A 23,267-nucleotide genomic window follows, 5' to 3' on the forward strand; every position below is an offset into this window, starting at 1 on the left:
AACCATACCGACGCGCCGACGACAGGCAACAGCGTGCATGGATGTTCGCTAAAGCATAAAACCGCTGGCGGCCAAGGGCAGCCCGCGCGCTCGAGGATCACGCCAGCCCGCGGCGAGCGAAGTCCTTGAGGCGGAAGCCCATGGCCAACAACATTCCGAAATACACTAGCACGCCTGTCAACACCAACAGCCCCAGGCGCAGGAAACGCTCGAGCATCTGCCCGTCGGCCCATGCCGGCATGTACTGCAGCAGCACCAGCAAGGCAGCGGCCATGGCCAGCACAGCCACCCCAAGCTTGCACAAAAAAGCGGTCCAGCCCGGCTGCGGCTGGAACAGGTCCTGCTGACGCAGCTTCCAATACAGCAACCCGGCGTTCAGGCAGGCACCCAGGCTGATGGCCAGCGCCAGGCCCGCGTGCTGCAGATGGCTGATGAACATCAGGTTGAAGACCTGTGTCGCCACCAGAGTGAAGATGGCGATCTTCACCGGCGTACGAATGTTCTGCTGGGCGTAGAACCCAGGCGCCAGCACCTTGATCAGGATGATGCCCAGCAGGCCGATGGAATAGGCGATCAGCGCGCGCTGGGTCATGGCCGCATCCAGCGCGGTGAACTTGCCATACTGGAACAACGCCACCGTCAAAGGCTCGGCGAGCAGCGCCAGGGCCACCGCGCACGGCAGGACCAGCACGAAACACAGGCGCAGCCCCCAGTCGAGGATGCGCGAGTATTCATGGCGGTCCCTGTTGGCGTAGGTCTTGGCCAGGGTCGGCAGGAGGATCGTGCCCAAGGCTACGCCCAATACCCCCGACGGCAGCTCCATCAGGCGGTCGGCGTAGTACATCCAGGACACCGAGCCGGCCACCAGAAACGAGGCGAACACGGTATTTATGATCAGCGAAATCTGGCTCACCGATACGCCGAGAATTGCCGGCAGCATCTGCTTCATCACACGCAGCGCGCCGGTATCACGCAGGCTCAGCCGTGGCAAAACCAGCAGGCCGAGCTTTTTCAGATGCGGCAATTGATAGAGCAATTGCGCCAACCCACCCGCCAGCACGGCCCAGCCGAGCGCCATCACCGGCGGATCGAAATAGGGCGTGAGGAACAGGGCAAACAGGATCATCGACACGTTCAGCAGCGTGGGCGTGAAGGCCGGCACCGAGAAGCGATTGTAGGTGTTGAGGATGGCACCGACGAAGGACGACAGCGATATCAGCAATATATAAGGAAAGGTCACCCGCAACAGATCGCTGGTGAGCGCAAATTTTTCCGGGGTATCGGCAAAGCCTGGGGCGGTTGCCCAGATCACCCAGGGCGCAGCGAGGATCCCGGCCACTGTGACCAGCGCCAGTGCCAGGGTCAGCAGGCCGGCGACGTAGGCAATGAAGGTGCGCGTGGCCTCCTCGCCCTGCTGGCTCTTGTACTCGGCGAGAATGGGCACGAACGCCTGGGAGAAGGCACCCTCGGCGAAGATCCGGCGCAGCAGGTTGGGCAGCTTGAACGCGATGAAAAAGGCATCGGTGGCCATGCCCGCGCCGAAGATGCGCGCAATGATGGTGTCGCGGACGAAGCCCAGCACCCGCGAAATCATGGTGATGGAGCTGACCGCGGCCAGGGATTTAAGTAGGTTCATCGAAAGTTTTTCATGCCCATGGACGAAGAGCAGGCCCATATCCGGCCCAGGTGTGCGATACTCCGCGCCGCATCAGCAGGCAGAGCCAGAACTTCGCGAGTGTACAGGTCGCGGGCCAGAAGTGAATCACTTCGACACCCGTCCAACCACTTAGCGGATCGTCTCACGTACCCTTGACAACCAACTCGTTGATGGGCATGATTCGCGGCCTTATTTGTTTGCTATTTCAAAAAGTCTTTCGAGGAGCTCGACGGTGGCCAACTCACCTTCCGCCAAAAAACGTGCAAAACAGGCTGAGAAGCGTCGCAGCCACAACGCCAGCCTGCGTTCCATGGTTCGCACCTACATCAAGAATGTAGTCAAAGCCATCGACGCAAAAGACGCAGAAAAAGCACAAGCTGCTTACGTTCTGGCCGTGCCAGTTATCGACCGTATGGCCGATAAAGGCATCATCCACAAGAACAAAGCTGCTCGTCACAAGGGCCGTCTGAATGGCCACATCAAAGCACTGAACCAGGCTGCTGCTGCCTGATCAGCTGTACGATGTAGAAAAAGCCGACCTCAGGGTCGGCTTTTTTGTGCCTGTGTGAATGTGCCGGTATCGCCGTGCGTTTTCTTCGCGGCCGATGACCGCTCCTACGGCGGGCTATGCATGTCTTCCGTAGGAGCGGTCCGTGGCCGCGAAGGGTGCGACGTGACTTACCTGACACACCGCGGCGCCCTTTCGCGGCCGATGACCGCTCCTACGGTGGGCTATGCATGTCTTCCGTAGGAGCGGTCCGTGGCCGCGAAGGGTGTGACGCGGCTTACCTGACACACCGCGGTGCCCTTTTCGCGGCCGATGACCGCTCCTACTGTGGGCTATGCATGTCTTCCGTAGGAGCGGTCCGTGGCCGCGAAGGGCGCGACGCGGCTTGCCTGACACACCGCGGTGCCCCCTTCGCGGCCAATGACCGTTCCCACACAGGCTGTGCATGCCTTCCGTAGGAGCGGTCCGTGGCCGCGAAGGGTGCGACGTGGCTTACCTGACACACCGCGGCGCCCTTTTCGCGGCCGATGACCGTTCCCACAGAGGCTGTGCATTCTTCCGTGGGAGTGGTCTGTGGCCGTGCGGTTATTCGGTCCAGGGGCGGATGGGGATGGCGGTCACGGCGTTTTGCGGGCTGCCTTCGATCATCCGGTCGCTGTAGACCAGATACACCAGGGCGTTGCGCTTCTTGTCGTGGAAACGGACCACTTGCATGGTCTTGAACACCAGCGAGGTGCGCTCCTTGAACACCTCCTCGCCCTCCTTCAAATTGCCCGGCAGCTGGATCGGCCCGACCTGGCGGCAGGCGATGGACGCCTCCGCGCGGTCTTCGGCCAGGCCCAGACCACCCTTCACTCCGCCCGTCTTGGCGCGCGACAGATAACAGGTCACCCCTGGCACCTTGGGATCATCGAACGCCTCAACGACGATGCGATCGTTGGGACCGACAACCTTGAACACCGTGGACACCTGGCCGATTTCCTCGGCACTGGCCAGCATCGGCAGGCACAACATGGCAGCCGCGAGGGCCTTGAGCACTTTCATCGAAACGTTCCTGTAGGGATCAAACGAGGATCAGATTGTCGCGGTGCACCAGCTCGGGCTCGGCCATATAGCCCAGCAGGCGCTCGATAACGTCTGACGACTGACCAATGATTTTCTGGGCTTCCAGCGCACTGTAGTTGGCCAGGCCGCGCGCTATCTCGCGGCCATCGGGCGCCACGCACACCACCATTTCGCCCCGCCGAAAACTGCCTTGAACCACTTTCACGCCCACCGGCAGCAGACTCTTGTGGCCACCGGTCAGGGCCTGCACGGCCCCTTCGTCGAGTACCAGGGTGCCGCGAGTCTGCAGATGCCCGGCCAGCCACTGCTTGCGCGCAGCGAGCATTTCACGCTCGGGCGACAGCAGTGTCCCCAGGCGCTCGCCGGCCTTGAGCCGATCGAGCACGCGCTCGATACGGCCACCGACAATCACTGTATGCGCCCCGGAGCGAGCCGCCAGGCGCGCAGCGCGCAGCTTGGTCTGCATGCCGCCGCGCCCCAGCGCGCCACCGGTGCCGCCAGCAACGGCATCGAGTGACGGGTCGTCGGCACGCGCTTCGAAGATCAACTTCGCATCGGGGTTGGTGCGCGGATCGGCATCGAACATGCCGTCGCGATCGGTGAGGATGACCAGCAGGTCCGCCTCGACCAGATTGGCCACCAGCGCCGCCAGGGTGTCGTTGTCGCCGAAGCGGATTTCGTCGGTGACCACGGTATCGTTTTCGTTGATGACCGGCACCACGCCCAGCTCGACCAGGGTCCGCAGCGTGCTGCGCGCATTGAGGTAGCGCTTGCGATCGGAGAGGTCGTCGTGGGTCAGCAGGATCTGCGCGGTATGCCGGCCATGCTCGGCGAAGCTCGACTCCCAGGCCTGCACCAGACCCATCTGGCCGATGGCAGCGGCGGCCTGCAGCTCGTGCATGCCACTGGGGCGCTTGACCCAGCCAAGACGACTCATGCCGGCCGCTACAGCCCCCGAAGAGACCAGCACCAACTCGACCCCGGCATTGTGCAAAGCAACCATCTGCTCGACCCAGACACCCATCGCCGCGCGATCCAGACCCTTGCCGTCCGCGGTCAGCAGCGCACTGCCGATCTTCACGACCCAGCGTTGCGCACCCGTCACCTTGCTCCGCATCATCTGCCAACCTTTGCCCGGTAGAAAAACAAAAACGCCGCTCATAGTGAGCGGCGCTTAGTTTAACACTGGAGATCACTGTGGGAGCGGTCATCGGCCGCGAAGAAAACACCATGGAGTGCCAGGCACACCGCGGTGCGCCCTTCGCGGCCGCAGACCGCTCCTACAGGAGCGGGACCTGCACCCATACGCACTAGTCGCGGACGTAGATGATTTCCGGACCGTCTTCGGCGTCTTCTTCTTCCCAGTCGTCGTCATCGCCGATGTCGTGGACGCTCTTCACGCCGCTGCGGCGCAGCGCACGCTGGTCGTCCAGCGCCTGCAGCTGGGCGCGAGCCTCGTCTTCGATGCGCTGGTCGAGCTCGGCCAGTTCATCGGCGTAGGCCGGGTCACGGGCCAGGCGATCGGCGCGGTCTTCGAGGTAGCGCATGATGTCGCGGCTCAGGCGCTCGGTCCCTTCCTTGGCGATGGCCGAGATCACGTAGACCGGACCTTCCCACTCCAGGCGGTCGACGATTTCCTTGACCCGCTCTTCGTGCTCTTCTTCCAGAATCTGGTCGCACTTGTTGAGCACCAGCCAGCGCTCGCGCTCGGCCAGCGACGGGCTGAACTTGACCAGCTCGTTGACGATCACTTCGGCAGCATCGGCAGCACTGGTTTCATCCAGCGGCGCCATGTCGACCAGGTGCAGCAGCACGCGCGTACGCGCCAGGTGCTTGAGGAAGCGAATGCCCAGGCCGGCTCCATGGGACGCACCTTCGATCAGACCGGGAATGTCGGCCACCACGAAGCTCTTCCAGCGATCGACACTGACCACACCCAGGTTCGGCACCAGCGTGGTGAACGGGTAGTCCGCCACTTTGGGCTTGGCTGCGGAGACCGAGCGGATGAAAGTGCTCTTGCCAGCATTGGGCAGGCCCAGCAAGCCGACGTCGGCCAGCACTTTCATTTCCAGCTTGAGGTCACGCTGCTCACCCGGCTTGCCCGGACTGGTCTGACGCGGCGCGCGATTGGTACTGGACTTGAAGCGGGTGTTGCCCAGACCGTGCCAGCCGCCGTGAGCCACGAGCAGGCGCTGACCGGCCTTTACCAGGTCACCGATCACTTCCTGGGTGGAAGCGTCGATCACCGTGGTACCTACCGGTACGCGCAGCTCCATGTCTTCACCCTTCTTGCCGGTGCAATCGGTGCTGCCGCCGTTGGCGCCGCGCTCGGCATCGAAGTGGCGGGTATAGCGATAGTCGACCAGAGTGTTTAGGTTTTCGTCGGCGATCATGTAGATCGAGCCGCCATCGCCACCGTCGCCGCCGTTGGGGCCGCCATTCTCAATGAATTTTTCGCGGCGAAAGCTCATGCAGCCGTTGCCACCGTCACCCGCTTTCACGCGGATGGATACTTCATCTACAAACTTCATGAAAAATACGCCTCTCGCCGCAGGGACGAGCTAATGAAACTGAAACGTAAGGCTCTTGCGAAAATGAGCGCGGCAAACCCGTCAATGACTCTCGTACCGACAGCCCATGCAAACCTTTGCAAGAGACTCACTCCAAAAACGAAAAAGCCCCGTCGCAAGACAGGGCTTCTCCAGCGACGTCGCGATTAAGCTGCGACAACGCTCACGTAACGACGACCGAAGGCGCCCTTTACTTCGAACTTGATCACGCCTGCGACTTTCGCGAACAGGGTGTGATCCTTGCCCATGCCAACGCCGTAGCCGGCGTGGAACTGGGTGCCGCGCTGACGCACGATGATGTTGCCTGGGATGATAGCCTGGCCGCCATACATCTTCACGCCAAGGCGTTTGGCTTCTGAGTCGCGACCGTTACGGGTACTACCACCAGCTTTTTTGTGTGCCATGAGTCAATTCTCCTAGTGAGGAATTAGGCTGAAATTAAGCCTGAATACCGGTGATTTTGATCTCGGTGTACCACTGGCGGTGGCCCATGCGCTTCATGTGGTGCTTACGACGACGGAACTTGATGATGCGGACCTTATCGTGACGACCTTGGGAAATCACTTCAGCCACAACGGTAGCGCCGGCAACCACTGGAGCGCCGATGTTCACGTCGTCGCCATTGGCGACCAACAGAACGCGATCAAAGGTAACGGATTCGCCGGTGGCGATTTCCAGTTTCTCGATCTTCAGGTATTCACCTGGGGCGACCTTGTATTGCTTGCCACCGGTAACGATTACTGCGTACGACATGGTATTTCTCCGATAATCCTGCTCACCCAGCTCTTTATAAGTAGAGTGTCGGCTGGCATGGCTGCATGGGTTGGAACGCCCCAAATGCAATTGCGTAAGGCAGGTGCTGCCCAGGAAGTTCAGGGTGCGCGATTGTACGCAAGCGGCGAACCTCTGACAAGAGGCCGCCAGTCGCCTCATCGGCGTGGCGGACCTGGCAGAACGCCTTTCACGGGCCATACCGGGCCGTGCCGGCCCTGCACACGGGCGCGCAGGGCCATGGACGCGCCTTGACACACCCCGACCCGCGTCCTAGCATGCCGCGCAACCCTTCTGGAGCGACTCTCGCTGATGCAACCCCAAGCTTTCTACCGCGCGGTGGCGGACGATTTCAGCGCCGTCGACGGGATCATCAAGCAGCAGCTGACCTCGCGCGTGCCGTTGGTATCGACGATCAGCGACTACATCACCTCCTCTGGGGGCAAGCGCCTGCGGCCGCTGCTGGTGCTCCTCGCCGGCAAAGCATTGGGCCATCAAAGCGACGACCTGCGTCTGCTGGCAGCCACCATCGAGCTGTTGCACACCTCGACCCTGCTGCATGACGACGTGGTCGACATGTCCGGCATGCGCCGTGGTCGGTCCACCGCCAATGCCAAGTGGGGCAACGCTCCAAGCGTGCTGGTGGGCGACTTCCTCTATTCGCGCTCGTTCGAAATGATGGTCGAGCTGGGTTCGATGTCAGTGATGAAGATCCTCTCGCACGCCACGCGCATCATTGCCGAAGGCGAAGTGTTGCAGCTGTCCAAGGTGCGGGACGCCAGCACCACCGAAGAAATCTACATGGAAGTGATCCGCGGCAAGACCGCGATGCTCTTCGAGGCCTCGGCACACAGCGCCGCGGCTCTCACCGGTGCCAGCCCCGAACAGTGTGAAGCACTGCGCACGTTCGGCGATCATTTGGGCGTTGCTTTCCAGCTGGTCGACGATCTGCTCGACTATCGCGGCGACGCCGAAACCCTGGGCAAGAACGTGGGTGACGACCTGGCCGAGGGCAAGCCGACCTTGCCGCTGATCTACACCATGCGTGAAGGCACCGCCGAGCAGGCAGCGCTGGTCCGCCAGGCGATCCAGAAAGGCGGGATCGAGGATCTGGAACGTATCCGTGTTGCGGTCGAGGATTGCGGCGCGCTGGATTACACCGCGCAGCTGGCACGCGATTATGTGGCCAAGGCCATTGCTCAGCTGGAGGCACTGCCTGCCAGCCAGTACCGGGATGCCCTGGTCGAGCTGAGTGAATTTGCGGTAGCGCGTACGCACTGATTCGGTGGTGGGCCATTCGCGGGCAGAGCCCGCTCCCACAAGGGTCTGATTCTACGGTGGGTTAGCGGTGGGCTCTTGCGGGCAACGCCGGCTGCCACAGAAGCCCTGCTTCCAGACAACCATACTCCCGATGAAGGCGCAGCTGGCATGGCAGCTCGGCGCCGATGGGCTCTTGCGGCAAAAACCCTATATACTGCGCGCCTTTATTCACCACCCCCGAGGAATCTCGTGAGCACGCTGCCGCCCTGCCCCAAATGCAACAGCGAATACACCTACGAAGACGGCACTCAGCTGATCTGTCCCGAATGCAGCCATGAATGGTCGGCCACGAGCGACGAAAGTGCCGACGGCGATGCTTTGACGATCAAGGATTCGGTGGGCAATGCCTTGGCCGACGGCGATACCGTTACTGTAATCAAGGACCTCAAGGTCAAAGGCTCTTCGCTGGTGGTCAAGGTCGGCACCAAGGTCAAGAACATCCGCCTGTGTGATGGCGACCATGACATCGACTGCAAGATCGACGGCATCGGCGCGATGAAGCTCAAGTCCGAGTTCGTGCGCAAGGTCTGAGGCATCGCCCGACCAGCGGTCCGGGCCCTCACAAGGCGCCCGGCCTGACTTCCACAGGTGCAATGCCTGCGCAAGGCAAATAGTCGCTTGCTATTATATGAATAAGAATTATTCTCATTGAATGCCCTCAAGGAGAATTCCCATGACCTATCTGATCGACGCCTGGCTGGACCGCCCACATCCCTACCTGCGCATCCTGCATCGCGAGACAGGCGAAGTCTGTGCGGTGCTTGGCGAGGATGCTCTGGATGAGCTGCGCGACCAGGGCGACCTCGACCTGCATGGCTTGAGTTCGAGCGAACCTGGAGTGCTCAAGGAGGTGGTGCGCAACCTCTTCCTGTTCTGCTACGCAAGGGCACTGCGGCCCATGGGGGAGTTGCACTGATACACCGCGCTGAAGCCGGACGCGGCTCGCGCCGCTGCTACAGGATTGCAGCGTCCGTAGCAGCGGCGCAAGCCGCGTCGGCGGTAGATACAGTGCACCTGTAGCAGCGGCGCAAGCCGCGTCGGCGGTAGATACAGTGCACCTGTAGCAGCGGCGCAAGCCGCGTCAGCGGTAGATACAGTGCACCTGTAGCAGCGGCGCAAGCCGCGTCAGCGGTAGATACAGTGCACCTGTAGCAGCGGCGCAAGCCGCGTCAGCGGTAGATGCCGGCCACCTGTAGCAGCGGCGCAAGCCGCGTCGGCGGCAGATGCCGGGCACCTGTAGCAGCGGCGCAAGCCGCGTCGGCGGTAGATGCGATGCATCTGTACCAGCGGCGCAAGCCGCGTCGGCGGTAGATGCGGGGCACCTGTACCAGCGGCGCAAGCCGCGTCGGCGGTAGATGCAGGGCACCTGTAGCAGCGGCGCAAGCCGCGTCGGCAGTGGATGCCGGACACCTGCAGCAGCGGCGCAAGCCGCGTCGGCGGTAGATGCCGGCCACCTGTAGCAGCGGCGCGAGCCGCGTCGGCGGTAGATACCGGCCACCTGTAGCAGCGGCGCAAGCCGCGTCGGCGGTGGGTGCGGTGTATCTGGAGATACGCGGATAGGCCGGACGCGGCTTGCGCCGCTGCTACAGGGATCGCGTTTCCACTGGCGGGTTACAGGACTTCGAGCAATTCCACGTCGAACACCAGCACGCTGTGCGGCGGAATGCTGCCAACGCCTTGGGCGCCGTAGGCCAGTTCGCTTGGTACGTGGACACGCCACTTGCTGCCGGCAGGCATCAATTGCAGGGCTTCGGTCCAGCCAGCGATCACGCCGTTGACCGGGAATTCGGCCGGCTCGCCACGGTTGTAGGAGCTGTCGAACACGGTGCCATCGGTCAGGGTGCCGTGGTAGTGAACGCGCACGGTGCTGTCACCGGCCGGCTTGCTGCCTTCGCCTGTGCTCAGCACTTCGTACTGCAGACCGCTGGCGGTGGTGGTGATTTCGGCACGCTTGGCATTTTCAGCCAGGTACGCCTTGCCTTCGCCGGCCGCAGCTTCGGCCTTGGCCTGCTGCTCGGCCTGCATGATGTCGCGGATCACCTTGAAGCTGGCGTTCAGCTCTTCTTCGCTCACACGGCTTTCATGGCCACGGAATGCATCGGTCAGGCCGACCAGGATGGCTTCCAGACTGACGCCAGGTGGTGGATTGTCGCGCAGTTGGCCGCCCAGTTGACGGCCAATGCCATAGCTGACGCGGGTTTCGTCGGTCGACAATTGTACTTCGGACATAACACTGCTCCGCTGCGGGGCCGCGCCGCAATCTTCATGCGGGGATGAAGGGCGCGCCCGGATAAAAGGGCCAGCAGACTAGCACACTGCAGGCCCGTACTTCAGCAGGCCGGGCCGTATGCGCCCGTGCCACAGGTGCAATCAGTGCTTGGTCAGTTTGTCCAGGTAGCCCATGGCGAACGCCGAAATGACGAAGGTCATGTGGATGATCACGTACCACATGAGGTACTGCGGCTCGATGTTCTTGGCATCCATGAACACACGCAGCAAATGGATGGACGAAATGGCCACGATCGACGCGGCGACTTTCATCTTCAGGGAAGAGGAGTCCATCTTGCCCAGCCAGCTGAGCTTCTCGACGCCTTCTTCGATGTCCAGTTGCGACACGAAGTTTTCATAGCCGGAAATCATCACCATCACCAGAAGGCCGCCAACCAGCGCCATGTCGATGAGCGAAAGCAGCACCAGAATCACTTCCGATTCGGCCATGGCGAAGATGTTGGGCAGGACGTGAAAGATTTCCTGGAAGAATTTCAGCGCCAGCGCCAGCAGACCCAAGGACAGTCCAACGTAGATCGGCGCCAGCAACCAGCGCGAGGCGTACATGGTTTTTTCGATGAAGCGTTCCATTGAGGCTCACAGGGTGGTGGAAATTGGCGACGATTATAGCCACGGCCATGGCAAAGCACGACGTGCGACGGTGTGTCGCAGCCGCATGCCGCTCGCAGAGGTCAGTTTCCTGCAATTGATGGCGCCCCCCCTGGCCGGGTGACACCTGCACGACGCCGCAGAGGGGCCGACCCGCGCTGGGTGGCCCCGCGAGCACCTACACCGTTGGCCGGACCTCGACCAGTTCTTCCAGCGCGTGCTCTTTCTCGGCTTCCTTGAGGTCTTCCTCGCTGATCATTTCAGCGATCACCCGCAGTCGCTCCACGACGCGGGCATTGATGCTGCCCTCGGGAAACGCGCCGTTCTCGTCGGGCTCGCCGGCTGGCTCGCCCGCCAGCAGGCTCAGCGCCTCGTCCGCCTGGCGTACGGCATAGACATGGAACTTGCCGTCACGTACCGCCTGCAGGACCTTTTCGTCGAGCATCAAGGTTGCGACGTTGGCCTGCGGAATAATCGCGCCCTGCTCGCCGGTCAGGCCGCGGGCCTCGCACAGGCGGAAGAAACCCTCGATCTTCTCGTTGACTCCGCCTACCGCCTGGACTTCGCCGAACTGGTTGATGGAACCGGTGATCGCGAAGCACTGCTTGAGCGGCATTTTCGAGAGCGCCGAGATCAAGGTGCAGGCCTCGCCCAGCGACGCACTGTCGCCATCCACGTATCCGTAGGATTGCTCCAGGGCGATGCTGGCGGAAATGGCCAGGGGAAATTCCTGTGCATAGCGGCTGCCCAGATAACCGGTGAGAATCATCACCCCCTTGGAGTGGATCGGCTGACCCAGGTTGACCTCGCGTTCGATGTCGACGATGCCGCTGCCGCCCGGATACACCGTGGCCGAGATGCGCGCCGGCACGCCGAACGCCGAGTCGCCCACTTCCAGCACCGTCAGGCCGTTGCACTTGCCGACCGCGGCGCCGCTGGTGTCGATCAGGATGATGCCCGCCAGCATGTCGTCGAGGATGCGCGCCGAGACCCGGCCGGTGCGCGTGGCCTTGGCCTTGAGCGCACGCTCGATGTGGCCGGCGTCGGTACGCTCTTCGTTGGCCAGGTGACGGATGAAATCCGCCTCGCTGACCAGCTGGAACAAATCGCCGATGCGTGCCGACAGCCGCCCCTGATTTTCCGCCAGACGCGCACTGTAGGTGGCCAGACGCGCGACGGCGTCACCGGTCAACGGCGCCATGCCCTCCTCCGAGGTGCGCGTCTTCAGCAGTTGGGCGAACTGCTCCAGGCTCTCGTCGACCATGGGGATGTCTTCGTCGAAGTCCACCAGTACGCGGAACATCTCCTGGAAGTCGGGATCGTGATCCTGCAGCGCGTAGTACAACTGGCGAGCACCGATGATGATGACTTTGACTTGCAGGGGAATCATCTGCGGCGTGAGCGTGACGGTGGCCAACCGGCCGAACTCGCCCAATGGCGATTCCATCTTCAGCTTGCGCGACTGCAAGGCGCGCTTGAGCGCGTCCCAGACGAAGGGCTCGCTCAGCATCTTTTCGGCTTCCAGGATCAGGAAGCCACCGTTGGCCCGGTGCAGGGCGCCGGGGCGCAACTGTTTGTAGGTGGTGTAGAGCGCGCCCTGATCGGTGCTGTACTCGATGCGGCCGAACAGGTTGTCGTAGGTCGGGTGTGGTTCGAACACCACCGGCGCGCCACCGCTCTGATGATGACCCACCACCAGGCTTGGGCTGTACTGCTCTTCCAGCAGCTTGCGGGCCTGGGCATCGGCCTTGCTGTCATCGACCAGCTGTTCGACCACGGTCTTGAGCAGATTGACCTGAATGGCCTGCAGGTAGCCGCACACTGCAGCGTTCTCGGCGTATTTTTCCGAGAGCGGCGCCAGCAACGGCTGCAGGGCCAGGGTGATGGTTTCTTCGTTGAGGTGACGCAACTGGTTGCTCGACTCGCGTTTCCACTGCGGCAGGCTGGCCAGCTCCTCGTTGAGGCGCTCTTCCAGATTGGAGATGTCGGTATGGAAGCGCTCGCGATCGGCCTCGGGCAATTGGGCGAACTCGGCTTCATCCAGGGCCTTGCCGTCGAGCATCGGGGTGAACGCGATGTTGCTGCTGTCGCGGTACAACGCGATGTCTTTTTCCAGCGAAAGTTTTTCGATCACATCCAGTGCGCGGTCGTAGCGCTGATTGAAGGCACGGTCGATGGCGCTCTTGCGCTGCTGGTAGGACGGATGCTCGAACACCGCCGGAAACGTCGCCAGCAGGTTGTCGATGAGCACTCCGATGTCGCCGATGAAGGCCCCTGCGCTGCCGGGCGGCAGTTCGAGGGCGCGGGGCTCGCGCGGCTCATCGAAGTTGTTCACGTAGACCCAGTCGGCCGGGGTCTGCAGGCGCATGGCCTCGGCCTTCAGGTAGCGTTTGACGAACGAGAAGCGGCCGGTGCCGGGCTCGCCCATGACGAATACGTTGTAACCGGGGCGTGGCATGGCGACACCGAACTGCAAGGCCTCGACGGCGCGTTCCTGGCCCAGGACGCCGCGGAAGGGTTCCAGGTCATTGGTGGTAGTGAAGTTGAACTGTTCAGCGGAAAACGGGCGGGTCAGTGCCTCGGGTGCAAGACGCAGGCTGGCAGCTACGGAATCGGGCATCGGGCATCCTTACTTCGGTGGGGCAGATGCGGTCATTCTGGGCGCTTCTGTGGCGACGGTGCAAGCTGCAGCGGGGCTGGACGCTGAAGGCTGCAAGTTACTCATTTCGTGCGGAACTGCGACGCTTGCCTAAACTCCAAGTTACGCGGCTGGCCAAATAACCGGCCCGTCCTGGATCCCCAGGCACTTAGACCCTTGGTAAGCACATCAAAAAAGAGAACAACGCTATGAAACGGATTCTGCTGGGTACTCTGTTCGCCGCCGTCTCGATCAACGCCATGGCGCAAGCGCCCGGCGGTCCGGATTGCGGTTGGGGCAACATGTTGTTCGAAGGCCAGCGCGGCACTCCGGCGCACTTCCTGGCTTCCACCACCAACGGCACCTCGGGCAACGCCACCTTCGGCATGACCTCGGGCACCAACGGCTGCTCCACCAACGCTGCATTGACCTATGGCGGTAAATCCTGGATTGCCATGAATGGCATGATGGACGAGCTGTCCGAAGACATGGCCAAGGGCCAAGGCGAAGCACTGACCACTTACGCCGTGGTTCTGGGCGTCGCTCCCGAAGACCGTGCCTACTTCCAGTCGGTTACCCACGAGCACTTCCAGCAGATCTTCAGCAGCGCCGACAGCACCGCTGAAGACGTGCACAGCAACACCATCGCGGTCCTGAAAAACGATCCACGTCTGGCCAAATACGCCACCCAGGCTTAAGCTCGACCGCCCGCTCCTTTCGGAGCGGGCATCTCCCCCTTCCGATTTCGCCGAACTAGTTGCCGACAATGCTCAAACGCCTTGCCTTCCTGGCACTCTGTGTGTGCGCCCCGCTGCATGCCGCTCCGCACCTAGACGCTCAGCGTCTGCAACAGTTGGCCAACGATCCTTACTGGATTTCCGTCGGCCACTACGAGCGCGGCAAGCTCGGCGGCTGGCGCAGCTATGTCGATGACCGCAAATTCTTCCTCGCCGATGATGGCGCGCACCATCCGGATGCCGAGCTGCAGGCTACGTTGCAGGCGATCTATGCACCTGCGGCTACCGGCGACAAGCATGCGCAGTGTGTGTTTCCTGCGCGCACCCGCTGGTTGCGGCAACAGCTGGGTCTGAATGACCTGCCGAACGTGGAGTGTGCCGAATTCACCAAGTGGTTTTCGGACGTTGCGCCCCACAGTGCGGTGTTGATCTTCCCGGCGGCGTATTTGAACAGTCCTTCTTCGATGTTCGGGCACACCCTGTTGCGCATCGATCAGGCCGACGTGCAAAGCAACAACACTGCGTTGCTCAGCTATGCAATCAACTTCGGCGCCTATGTCGAAGGCGGTGACAACAGCATTCTCTATGCCTGGAAGGGTCTGGCCGGCGGCTATCCCGGCCTGTTCGCCCTGGTGCCCTACCAGGAAAAGCTTTCCGAATACCGCAGCCTGGAAAACCGCGATCTGTGGGAGTACCGGCTCAACCTCACGCCAGAAGAAACCGGGCGCATGGTCGAGCACGTGTGGGAACTCAAGCAGGTGCAGTTCGACTATTTCTTCTTCGATGAAAACTGCTCGTACCGTCTGCTCGAACTGCTCCAGGTGGCCAGGCCAGGCCTGGACCTGACATCGCAATTCCCCCTGACTGCCATTCCCACCGACACGGTGAAGGCGGTCAAGGCTGCCGGGCTGGTCGAGAAGATCGACTATCGCGCATCTCGCGAGCGCGAGCTGCTCGAACGCGCCAAGCCGCTGGACAGCAGCGAGCAGCAGTGGGTACAGCGGATCGCTGCCGACACGGCGCAGATCGACAGTGAGGGTTTTCAGGCGCTGGGCAAGGAACGGCAGGCGCTGATCCAGGATGCCGCGTTTCGCCTCGAGCGCTATCGGGCCACCGGCCAGGAGCGCGATCCGGCAAGGACCCAGCGCAGTTTCCAGTTGCTGCGCGCGATCAACCGCAATCCCCCGCCACCGCTGGACATCGACCGGCCGGGCTTGCCCGAGGATGGCCATCAGTCACGCACCTGGAGCGCGGGGGTGGGTACCCGCGGCGATACCGCGTTTGCCGAGTATGGGCTGCGCATGGCCTATCACGACCTCAACGACAACGCCGAGGGCTTTCCGCTGGGCGCGCAGATCGAGATCCTGGGCTTGAAAGTGCGTCAATACGAAGGCAATGACTGGCAATTGCAGCAGTTGGACCTGGCAACGATCCGTTCGCTGACGCCGCGCAACGAGCTGTTGCAACCCCTGTCCTGGCAGGTGACCAGTGGCCTGGAACGGGTGCTGGGCAAGCATGGCGACGAGAATCTGGTGTCCCACGTCAACGGCGGTGCCGGCGGTACATGGCAGCTGAGCGAGCACCTGCTGGGTTTTGCCCTGGGTACGGCGCGGGTGGAACACAACAACGACTTTGCCCAGTTCGTCACGCCGGCGGCGGGTTTCAACAGCGGTGTGCTGTGGAAGAACGCCCTGGGTAATTTCAGCCTGGAGGGCAAGGGCGACTACTTCACCAATGGCGAAGTGCGCCGCAGCCTGAGTCTGAATCAGCAGTGGGAAGTTTCCCGCAACTTGGGACTGCGCCTGAGCGCCCAGCGCGAGTTCAGCCATTTGAGCTCGCCGCGCAACGAGGTCATGCTCGAGGTGAAGTGGTACCACTACTGATAGGTCAATGAACGCAGCTGCAACCTTCACCGATCTCGCGGCCTGCAGCCCTGCTCGATTCAGCTGAGCCGGTCGAAAGCGGCTTATGCAACTCTGATGCGGTTTTGCGGCCCAATCTCTTACAAGCATCCGTTCTTGTAGGAGTAGGGCTTGACCGCGATCCACGTACAGCCTCCCGGTTGGTACATCTCGGCTCCCCTACAGCAAGCTGGGCGAGTTGTACCGCCCCTCAAGGGAGGAAGACCATGAGCCGTGCATTCGTGAATGAAGACCAGGCCGCTGAGCAGGCGAGCCAACCTGTGGAGCGACTGATCAGTACGCAGCCCAACTACGTGACCGCCAGTGGCCTGGCCCAGTTACAGGCGCGGGTCGCTGAAGTGCAGATACTGCAGGCCGAGCAAATGGCGATGGGTGAGCGTGCCGACCGTCAGCGTGTGGCCGACCTGAGCCGGGACATGCGCTACTACCAGCACCGCCTGCAACATGCCCAGGTGGTGGCACCGGTCACCTCCACTGCCAAGGTACAGATCGGCAGCTGGGTGACCTTTGCCGACGAGCAGGGCGCCGAACAGCGCGTGTGTCTGGTCGGTGAGGACCAGGCAGACGCCGGCGTTGGCTTGATCAACTGGGCTTCGCCGCTGGGTCGCGCGCTGCTGGGTGCGGAGGTGGGTGAAGAGCGTGTATGGCGTCGGCCTGCGGGTGACCTGACCGTGGAAGTCACAGGTATCCAGACGGGCCCTTGAGCGACACACCGGCGCCGTTCTCCAGCCTACATCCCCTGCACTGCACAAAAAAATGGGGCCCTGCTAAGAGGGCCCCATTTTTCATTCATGCCAGCTTCTTGTGGCGAACCCGGTGCGGCTGGGCAGCCGCTTCACCCAGGCGTTTTTTGCGATCGGCTTCGTACTCGGTGTAGTTACCTTCGAAGAACACGGCTTGGGAGTCGTCCTCGTAGGCCAGGATGTGCGTGGCCACGCGGTCGAGGAACCAGCGATCGTGAGAGATCACGATGGCCGCGCCGGGGAAGTCCAGCAGGGCTTCTTCGAGCGAACGCAGGGTTTCCACGTCGAGGTCGTTGGACGGTTCGTCGAGCAGCAGGACGTTACCGCCCTCCTTCAGCGTCAGCGCCAGGTGCAGGCGACCGCGTTCACCGCCGGAGAGGTCCTTGACGAACTTCTGCTGATCGCCGCCCTTGAAGTTGAAGCGGCCCACGTAGGTGCGCGACGGAATTTCATAGTTGCCGATGCGGATATTGTCCGAACCGTCGGAGACCTGCTGGAACACGGTCTTGCTGCCGTCCAAGTCGTCGCGGCTTTGATCGACGCACGCCAGCTGCACGGTTTCGCCCACTTCGATGCTGCCCGAATCCGGCTGTTCCTTGCCCATGAGCATGCGGAACAGGGTGGATTTACCGGCACCGTTGCCGCCAATCACGCCAACGATGGCGCCTTTGGGCATGGCGAACGACAGGTTGTCGATCAGCACGCGGTCACCGTAGCCCTTGGTAACGTTCTTGAATTCGATGACCTTGTCACCCAGGCGCGGACCGGCCGGGATGTAGATCTCGTTGGTTTCCGAACGCTTCTGGAATTCCTGCGACTGCATTTCTTCGAAACGCTGCAGGCGGGCCTTGGATTTCGACTGACGGGCCTTGGCGCCTTTGCGCACCCATTCCAGTTCTTCTTTCATGGCTTTTTCGTGAGCCGACTGTTGCTTGGATTCGGCAGCCAGGCGATCGGACTTGGCTTCGAGCCAACCCGAGTAGTTGCCTTCGTACGGAATGCCGGCGCCGCGGTCGAGCTCCAGGATCCAGCCGGCGACGTTGTCGAGGAAGTAACGGTCGTGGGTGATGGCGACCACGGTGCCGGGGAAGTCGTGCAGGAAGTGCTCCAGCCAGGCGACGGAATCGGCATCCAGGTGGTTGGTCGGTTCGTCGAGCAGCAGCATGTCAGGGGCCGAGAGCAGCAGGCGGCACAGGGCCACGCGGCGTTTCTCACCACCGGACAGGTGCTCGATCTTGGCATCCCAGGCCGGCAGGCGCAGCGCGTCGGCGGCAACCTCCAGTTGCCGTTCCAGGTTGTGGCCGTCGCTGGCCTGGAGGATGGACTCGAGCTTGGCCTGTTCGGCGGCCAGCTTGTCGAAGTCGGCGTCCGGTTCGGCGTAGGCGGCGTAGACCTCGTCCAGGCGGGCCTGGGCGTCCTTGATCACGCTGACCGCTTCCTCGACCACTTCGCGTACGGTCTTGGTCGGATCGAGCTGTGGCTCCTGAGGCAGGTAGCCAACGTTGAGCTCGGGCATCGGGCGGGCTTCGCCGTCGAATTCCTTGTCGACACCGGCCATGATCTTCAACAACGTGGATTTGCCCGAGCCGTTCAGGCCGAGCACGCCGATCTTGGCGCCGGGGAAAAAGGACAGCGAGATGTTCTTGAGGATTTCCCGCTTCGGCGGAACGACTTTGCTCAGCCGATGCATGGTGTAGACGTATTGAGCCATGGAATGAACCTGGATAAAGAAGGTGCGAGATAGAGGATGGAAGCTTGGGCCCCCGCAAGGTGTTCAAAGCTACCGGAATGCGGGAGTCAGGGCAAACCAGCGCACGCCCGATGACGCGGTGTGCCAGGCGGATCGTGGTGGGGCCGGACGCGGCTTGCACCGCTGCTACGCGATTGCAGTGTCTGTAGCAGCGGCGCAAGCCGCGTCGGCGGTAAACGCGGTGTACCAGGCGGATCGCGGCGGGAACGAACGTCCGGATGCGCCGCGAGCGCTGTAGCAGCGGCGCAAGCCGCGTCGGCGGTAGACGCGGTGTACCAGGCGGATCGTGGCGAGAACGAACGTCCGGAAGCGCCGCGAGCGCTGTAGCAGCGGCGCAAGCCGCGTCGGCGGTAAACGCGGTGTACCAGGCGGATCGCGGCGAGAACGAACGTCCGGATGCGCCGCGAGCGCTGTAGCAGCGGCGCAAGCCGCGTCGGCGGTAGACGCGGTGTACCAGGCGGATCGTGGCGAGAACGAACGTCCGGAAGCGCCGCGAGCGCTGTAGCAGCGGCGCAAGCCGCGTCGGCGGTAAACGCGGTGTACCAGGCGGATCGCGGCGAGAACGAACGTCCGGATGCGCCGCGAGCGCTGTAGCAGCGGCGCAAGCCGCGTCGGCGGTAGACGCGGTGTACCAGGCGGATCGTGGCGAGAACGAACGTCCGGAAGCGCCGCGAGCGCTGTAGCAGCGGCGCAAGCCGCGTCGGCGGTAAACGCGGTGTACCAGGCGGATCGCGGCGAGAACGAACGTCCGGATGCGCCGCGAGCGCTGTAGCAGCGGCGCAAGCCGCGTCGGCGGTAGACGCGGTGTACCAGGCGGATCGTGGCGAGAACGAACGTCCGGAAGCGCCGCGAGCGCTGTAGCAGCGGCGCAAGCCGCGTCGGCGGTAAACGCGGTGTACCAGGCGGATCGCGGCGAGAACGAACGTCCGGATGCGCCGCGAGCGCTGTAGCAGCGGCGCAAGCCGCGTCGGCGGTGGGTGCGGTGTGTCAGGCGCAGCACGGTGGCTTTACGCTGCGCTAGCCGGCCTTGGGCGCTAGCGCTTATAGTGCGAGGTGTAACACGCATGATTCACGTGCCCCGGTGGGGCCCGCGCCTATGCCTGCCCCCGACTGTCATATCGCAGGATTTCAGTTTGACCAATTTCAATCAGCCGTCCTCCTTGCGCCCGCCTGTCCAAGGGTCAGGTACGCCGCTGCACGGTTCGTTGAAAGGCGCGCTGGCATTCGTGGTTTTGATGCTGCTGGTGCTGCTGTTCTGGCAACTGCTCGACCAGTTCCAGCGTACCCAGGCCGACCAGCGCCAGCACAGCATCGATTACAGCGCGGACCTGGCCGATCACGTCAACCTGAACATGGCGCTCAATGCGCAGATCGCGCTGAACCAACTGCTGACGACTCAGCCCTTCCCCAGTGCGCGGGAACGGGCCGAAACGCTCGCTCGCGTCCGCCGCTCGGTGCCCGAACTGCAAAGCCTGGCCTGGCTCAGCGGCGATGCGCGGGTTATCGCCGACACCCTGCCGGACGCGAGCGACGCGCCGTTCATTGCGCTACTGGCAGGTCGCCTGGATGGTGATAGCCACTACTACACCAACAACACAGCCGCAGATCTGGTCTATCTGCTGATCCGTCAGCCTGGCGAAAACACCAATGGCTATTGGCTGCTGCGCATGAGCCCGATCGTCATCAGCCGCCTCATCCACCAGGTCGAGCGCGAGGAAAACCCCAGCTGGGTCCTGGAAAATCACGCAGACAAGCACATCATTGGCCGCGCCGGCCCTGCCCCGTTCGCCGCCTCCGAACTGAGCGCCACCGAGCTTGAACAGAGTGTGCTGGTGACCCCGCTGAGCCATAGCGACTGGCAATTGCGCAGCCTGTTCGATGCCGGGCAGGCGCGTCTGGCGCTCTTGCCGCCCTTGCTGGGCAAGTGCCTGTTGGGCCTTCTGGTGTCATTGGTACCGTTGCTTGCGCTGTTGGGCATGCGCCGCCGCCAGCGCGAACTCAACGAAGAGCGTCGCCGCTATCAGGACATCTTCGAGGGCGCCGGAGTGGCGCTGTGCGTGCTTGACCTGTCGGGCGTACTGGCGCTCTTCGAGCGTGTCGGTCTGAGCGGGCACCCCGATTCTACGCAGAGGCTGCAGGATAACCCGGCCATGCGCCACGACCTGCTGCAGGCACTGCGCATCACTGAAGTGAACCAGGTTGCATTGCGGCTACTGCAGGTGGACACCGGCGAACAGGCGTGGCGCAAGCTCATCGAAGGCGGCTCGGCCACAGGCATCGGGCACCGTTTGATCGCTGCGCTGCTGGAGCGCCAACAGCAACTGGAGCTGGAGATCCGCCTGGTCAACCAGCAGCGCCACGACCAGTACCTGTGGCTGACCGTGCGCTTTCCCGAGCACCCGGAGGACTACCGTGCGGTTATTCTCAGCATCACCGACATCACCAGCCACAGAACGGCGAGCGAATCGCTGCGCCAGAGCGAAAAGCGCCACCGCATGCTCGCCGAGAGCATCAGCGACGTGATCTTCTCGACCAACAACCGCTTGGAACTCAACTACGTCAGCCCCTCGGTGCAGAGCGTGCTGGGCTACGAGGCAGATTGGGTACTGGAGCACGGTTGGCAGGGCATGCTGGCCAACCCCGCACAGATGACGGGGATCAATGCACTGCTCGCGCAGGTTCGTCGGGCGTTGCACGTGCCGGACGAGCTGGCTGCCCTGCGCAGCGATCTCAAGACCCAGGTCTTCATGTTCGACTGCATGCGCAACGATGGCCGCAAGATTCCCATCGAACTGCGCCTGGTGCTGATCTGGGATGCGCAAGGGGCTCTGGAAGGCATGCTGGGCGTGGGTCGCGACGTCAGCCAGCAGCGCCGCGCGGAGAAGGACCTGCGCATGGCTGCCACGGTGTTCGAGCACTCGACGTCGGCGATTCTCATCACCGATCCGGCGGGCTACATCGTGCAGGCCAACGAAGCCTTCAGCCGGGTCAGCGGTTATGCCGTGGCCCAGGTGCTGGACCAGCTGCCGAACATGCTGACCGTGGATGACCAGCAGGAAGCCCACCTGCGCTACGTGCTCAAGCAACTGCAGCTGCGTGGCACCTGGGAAGGCGAAGTCTGGCTCAAGCGGCGCAATGGCGAGCACTACCCGGCCTGGGTCGGCATCACTGCGGTGCTCGATGACGAAGGCGATCTGGCCAGCTACGTGTGCTTCTTCAGCGACATCAGCGAGCGCAAGGCCAGCGAACAGCGTATTCACCGCCTGGCCTACTACGATGCGCTGACCCACCTGCCCAACCGCACGCTGTTTCAGGACCGTTTGTACAACGCCCTGCAACAGGCCGAACGCCAGCAGTCGTGGGTGGTGCTGATGTTCCTCGACCTCGACCGCTTCAAGCCGATCAACGATTCGCTCGGCCACGCCGCCGGCGACCGCATGCTCAAGGACATGGCCACGCGCCTGCTGGGTTGCGTCGACGACGACGACACCGTGGCGCGCATGGGCGGCGACGAATTCACCCTCCTGCTGCAACCCCGCGCCACCCGTGAGCTGGCCTTGAACCAGGCCATCCATGTGGCGGAGCAGATTCTCGGCAGCCTGGTCAAACCGTTCGTGCTGGAAGGCCGCGAGTTCTTCGTCACGGCGAGTGTGGGCATTGCCTTGAGCCCTCAGGATGGCGGCGAGCTCAGCCAACTGATGAAGAACGCCGACACTGCGATGTACCACGCCAAGGAGCGCGGCAAGAACAATTTCCAGTTCTATCAGGCCGACATGAACGCCACGGCGCTGGAGCGCCTGGAGCTGGAAAGCGACTTGCGCCATGCCCTGGAGCAAGAGGAATTCGTGCTGTACTACCAGCCGCAGTTCAGCGGCGACGGCAAGCGCCTGACCGGTGCCGAAGCGCTGTTGCGCTGGAACCATCCACGGCGCGGCCTGGTGCCGCCTGGCGAGTTCATCCCGGTGCTCGAGGAGCTCGGCCTGGTGGTAGACGTGGGCGATTGGGTGCTGGCCGAAGCGTGTCGTCAGCTCAAGGCTTGGCACTTGGCCAAGGTACGGGTGCCCAAGGTGTCGGTGAACATCTCCGCGCGGCAGTTCGCCGACGGCCAGTTGGGCAAGCGGATTGCCCGCATGCTGGAAAACATCGGTTTGCCACCGGCGTGCCTGGAACTCGAGCTGACCGAGAGCATCCTGATGCGCGAGGTCAACGAGGCCATGGTGATTCTCGACATATTGAAGAACCTCGGCCTGAGCATCGCCATCGACGATTTCGGCACTGGTTATTCGTCGCTCAACTACCTCAAGCAATTCCCCATCGACGTACTGAAGATCGACCGTACCTTCGTCGATGGTCTGCCCTCCGGGGAGCAGGATGCGCAGATAGCCCGGGCTATCATCGCCATGGCGCACAGCCTCAATCTGTCGGTGATCGCCGAAGGCGTGGAAACTCACGAGCAGTTGGAGTTCCTGCGCGAGCATGGCTGTGACGAGGTTCAGGGCTACCTGTTCGGCCGACCGATGCAGGCCCACCGCTTCGAGTCGCAGTTCAGTAACGACGCGCTGTTCCTGTTTCAGTGATTCTCCCCGCCTGTGGGACGCCATCTTGTGGGAGCGGTCAGTGGCCGCGAACGGCGCCCTGCGGTAGATCAGTGGAACCGCGGCGTGGCTTTCGCGGCCAATGACCGCTCCTACGGGGTGCCGAGGTGCCGA

The 23,267-nt window shown here is 62.7% G+C and carries 17 protein-coding genes and 1 pseudogene; 8 read left to right on the plus strand and 10 right to left on the minus strand.

All coding sequences use genetic code 11. The features are described 5' to 3' along the window. Nucleotides 1–97 precede the first annotated feature (97 nt). The gene (gene murJ, locus IFT57_RS17035; RefSeq protein ID WP_192048631.1) at nt 98–1,636 is read right to left on the minus strand and encodes a murein biosynthesis integral membrane protein MurJ; all 1,539 of its coding nucleotides are present in this window, start codon (nt 1,634–1,636) and stop codon (nt 98–100) included. Between the two features lie 253 nt (nt 1,637–1,889). On the opposite strand from murJ, the gene rpsT reads away from it, so the two are divergent. Next, complete coding sequence (gene rpsT / locus IFT57_RS17040) at nt 1,890–2,168, plus strand: 30S ribosomal protein S20 (RefSeq protein ID WP_043192805.1); 279 nt, start codon at nt 1,890–1,892, stop codon at nt 2,166–2,168. A gap of 582 nt (nt 2,169–2,750) precedes the next feature. Here rpsT and IFT57_RS17045 read toward each other — a convergent pair. From IFT57_RS17045 to rplU, 5 genes are all read right to left on the minus strand, one after another. Beyond that, nucleotides 2,751–3,209, minus strand: coding sequence for a CreA family protein (locus IFT57_RS17045; RefSeq protein ID WP_122475332.1), 459 nt, complete (start codon nt 3,207–3,209; stop codon nt 2,751–2,753). 19 nt (nt 3,210–3,228) lie between these two features. Then, nucleotides 3,229–4,347, minus strand: a complete 1,119-nt coding sequence (gene proB / locus IFT57_RS17050; protein WP_122715207.1) for a glutamate 5-kinase — start codon at nt 4,345–4,347, stop codon at nt 3,229–3,231. A 193-nt stretch (nt 4,348–4,540) separates the two neighbouring features. After that, complete coding sequence (cgtA, locus tag IFT57_RS17055) at nt 4,541–5,761, minus strand: Obg family GTPase CgtA (protein WP_043192803.1); 1,221 nt, start codon at nt 5,759–5,761, stop codon at nt 4,541–4,543. 185 nt (nt 5,762–5,946) lie between these two features. Then, nucleotides 5,947–6,204 carry a 50S ribosomal protein L27 gene (rpmA, locus tag IFT57_RS17060; protein WP_008371588.1) on the minus strand — a complete coding sequence of 86 codons (258 nt, stop codon included), beginning with the start codon at nt 6,202–6,204 and terminating at the stop codon, nt 5,947–5,949. Between the two features lie 34 nt (nt 6,205–6,238). Continuing rightward, nucleotides 6,239–6,553, minus strand: a complete 315-nt coding sequence (gene rplU / locus IFT57_RS17065; protein WP_003176051.1) for a 50S ribosomal protein L21 — start codon at nt 6,551–6,553, stop codon at nt 6,239–6,241. 330 nt (nt 6,554–6,883) lie between these two features. Between rplU and IFT57_RS17070 the strand changes: the two genes are divergently transcribed. The 3 genes from IFT57_RS17070 to IFT57_RS17080 all read left to right on the plus strand — a co-directional run bounded on the left by IFT57_RS17070 (nt 6,884) and on the right by IFT57_RS17080 (nt 8,807). After that, entirely contained in the window at nt 6,884–7,852 is a 969-nt protein-coding gene (locus IFT57_RS17070; protein ID WP_122715108.1) for a polyprenyl synthetase family protein, read from the plus strand. A 228-nt stretch (nt 7,853–8,080) separates the two neighbouring features. Then, the gene (locus IFT57_RS17075; RefSeq protein WP_122475337.1) at nt 8,081–8,422 is read left to right on the plus strand and encodes a zinc ribbon domain-containing protein YjdM; all 342 of its coding nucleotides are present in this window, start codon (nt 8,081–8,083) and stop codon (nt 8,420–8,422) included. Between the two features lie 142 nt (nt 8,423–8,564). Further along, a complete protein-coding gene (locus IFT57_RS17080; protein WP_122475338.1) occupies nt 8,565–8,807 on the plus strand; it encodes a PA4570 family protein in 243 nt (80 codons plus the stop codon). A 695-nt stretch (nt 8,808–9,502) separates the two neighbouring features. Here the strand turns inward: IFT57_RS17080 and IFT57_RS17085 are convergent. From IFT57_RS17085 to IFT57_RS17095, 3 genes are all read right to left on the minus strand, one after another. After that, complete coding sequence (locus IFT57_RS17085) at nt 9,503–10,120, minus strand: FKBP-type peptidyl-prolyl cis-trans isomerase (protein ID WP_122475340.1); 618 nt, start codon at nt 10,118–10,120, stop codon at nt 9,503–9,505. A 141-nt stretch (nt 10,121–10,261) separates the two neighbouring features. Beyond that, nucleotides 10,262–10,750 (minus strand): TIGR00645 family protein, encoded by a 489-nt coding sequence (locus tag IFT57_RS17090; RefSeq protein ID WP_043192796.1) that lies wholly within the window; start codon nt 10,748–10,750, stop codon nt 10,262–10,264. A gap of 196 nt (nt 10,751–10,946) precedes the next feature. Next, entirely contained in the window at nt 10,947–13,388 is a 2,442-nt protein-coding gene (locus IFT57_RS17095) for a Lon protease family protein (protein ID WP_192152133.1), read from the minus strand. Between the two features lie 227 nt (nt 13,389–13,615). On the opposite strand from IFT57_RS17095, the gene IFT57_RS17100 reads away from it, so the two are divergent. The 3 genes from IFT57_RS17100 (at nt 13,616) to IFT57_RS17110 (ending at nt 16,769) form a co-directional block, all read left to right on the plus strand. Continuing rightward, on the plus strand, nt 13,616–14,104 hold the full coding sequence (locus IFT57_RS17100; RefSeq protein ID WP_043192793.1) for a DUF3015 domain-containing protein: 489 nt from the start codon (nt 13,616–13,618) through the stop codon (nt 14,102–14,104). 68 nt (nt 14,105–14,172) lie between these two features. Then, the gene (locus IFT57_RS17105) at nt 14,173–16,026 is read left to right on the plus strand and encodes an Lnb N-terminal periplasmic domain-containing protein (protein WP_192152134.1); all 1,854 of its coding nucleotides are present in this window, start codon (nt 14,173–14,175) and stop codon (nt 16,024–16,026) included. Nucleotides 16,027–16,271: 245 nt separating this feature from the next. After that, the gene (locus IFT57_RS17110) at nt 16,272–16,769 is read left to right on the plus strand and encodes a GreA/GreB family elongation factor (RefSeq protein WP_122795398.1); all 498 of its coding nucleotides are present in this window, start codon (nt 16,272–16,274) and stop codon (nt 16,767–16,769) included. Between the two features lie 85 nt (nt 16,770–16,854). Here IFT57_RS17110 and ettA read toward each other — a convergent pair whose 3' ends face one another. Then, nucleotides 16,855–18,519, minus strand: coding sequence for an energy-dependent translational throttle protein EttA (gene ettA / locus IFT57_RS17115; protein ID WP_122475355.1), 1,665 nt, complete (start codon nt 18,517–18,519; stop codon nt 16,855–16,857). A 2,000-nt stretch (nt 18,520–20,519) separates the two neighbouring features. Here ettA and IFT57_RS17120 point away from each other — a divergent pair. Beyond that, nucleotides 20,520–23,135, plus strand: a pseudogene (locus IFT57_RS17120) (sensor domain-containing protein); the annotation flags it as partial. Between the last annotated feature and the right edge of the window lie 132 nt (nt 23,136–23,267).

The organism is Pseudomonas sp. CFBP 13719 (genome assembly GCF_014842095.1).
In the GTDB taxonomy this organism is placed as follows: domain Bacteria; phylum Pseudomonadota; class Gammaproteobacteria; order Pseudomonadales; family Pseudomonadaceae; genus Aquipseudomonas.

Excerpts from the sequence above, each read along its gene's own strand:
- murJ (WP_192048631.1), bottom strand. The coding sequence starts at position 1,636 with ATGAACCTACTTAAATCCCTGGCCGCGGTCAGCTCCATCACCATGATT.
- IFT57_RS17045 (WP_122475332.1), bottom strand. The coding sequence starts at position 3,209 with ATGAAAGTGCTCAAGGCCCTCGCGGCTGCCATGTTGTGCCTGCCGATG.
- proB (WP_122715207.1), bottom strand. The coding sequence starts at position 4,347 with ATGCGGAGCAAGGTGACGGGTGCGCAACGCTGGGTCGTGAAGATCGGC.
- cgtA (WP_043192803.1), bottom strand. The coding sequence starts at position 5,761 with ATGAAGTTTGTAGATGAAGTATCCATCCGCGTGAAAGCGGGTGACGGT.
- rpmA (WP_008371588.1), bottom strand. The coding sequence starts at position 6,204 with ATGGCACACAAAAAAGCTGGTGGTAGTACCCGTAACGGTCGCGACTCA.
- rplU (WP_003176051.1), bottom strand. The coding sequence starts at position 6,553 with ATGTCGTACGCAGTAATCGTTACCGGTGGCAAGCAATACAAGGTCGCC.
- IFT57_RS17070 (WP_122715108.1), top strand. The coding sequence starts at position 6,884 with ATGCAACCCCAAGCTTTCTACCGCGCGGTGGCGGACGATTTCAGCGCC.
- IFT57_RS17080 (WP_122475338.1), top strand. The coding sequence starts at position 8,565 with ATGACCTATCTGATCGACGCCTGGCTGGACCGCCCACATCCCTACCTG.
- IFT57_RS17085 (WP_122475340.1), bottom strand. The coding sequence starts at position 10,120 with ATGTCCGAAGTACAATTGTCGACCGACGAAACCCGCGTCAGCTATGGC.
- IFT57_RS17090 (WP_043192796.1), bottom strand. The coding sequence starts at position 10,750 with ATGGAACGCTTCATCGAAAAAACCATGTACGCCTCGCGCTGGTTGCTG.
- IFT57_RS17095 (WP_192152133.1), bottom strand. The coding sequence starts at position 13,388 with ATGCCCGATTCCGTAGCTGCCAGCCTGCGTCTTGCACCCGAGGCACTG.
- IFT57_RS17100 (WP_043192793.1), top strand. The coding sequence starts at position 13,616 with ATGAAACGGATTCTGCTGGGTACTCTGTTCGCCGCCGTCTCGATCAAC.
- IFT57_RS17105 (WP_192152134.1), top strand. The coding sequence starts at position 14,173 with ATGCTCAAACGCCTTGCCTTCCTGGCACTCTGTGTGTGCGCCCCGCTG.
- IFT57_RS17110 (WP_122795398.1), top strand. The coding sequence starts at position 16,272 with ATGAGCCGTGCATTCGTGAATGAAGACCAGGCCGCTGAGCAGGCGAGC.
- ettA (WP_122475355.1), bottom strand. The coding sequence starts at position 18,519 with ATGGCTCAATACGTCTACACCATGCATCGGCTGAGCAAAGTCGTTCCG.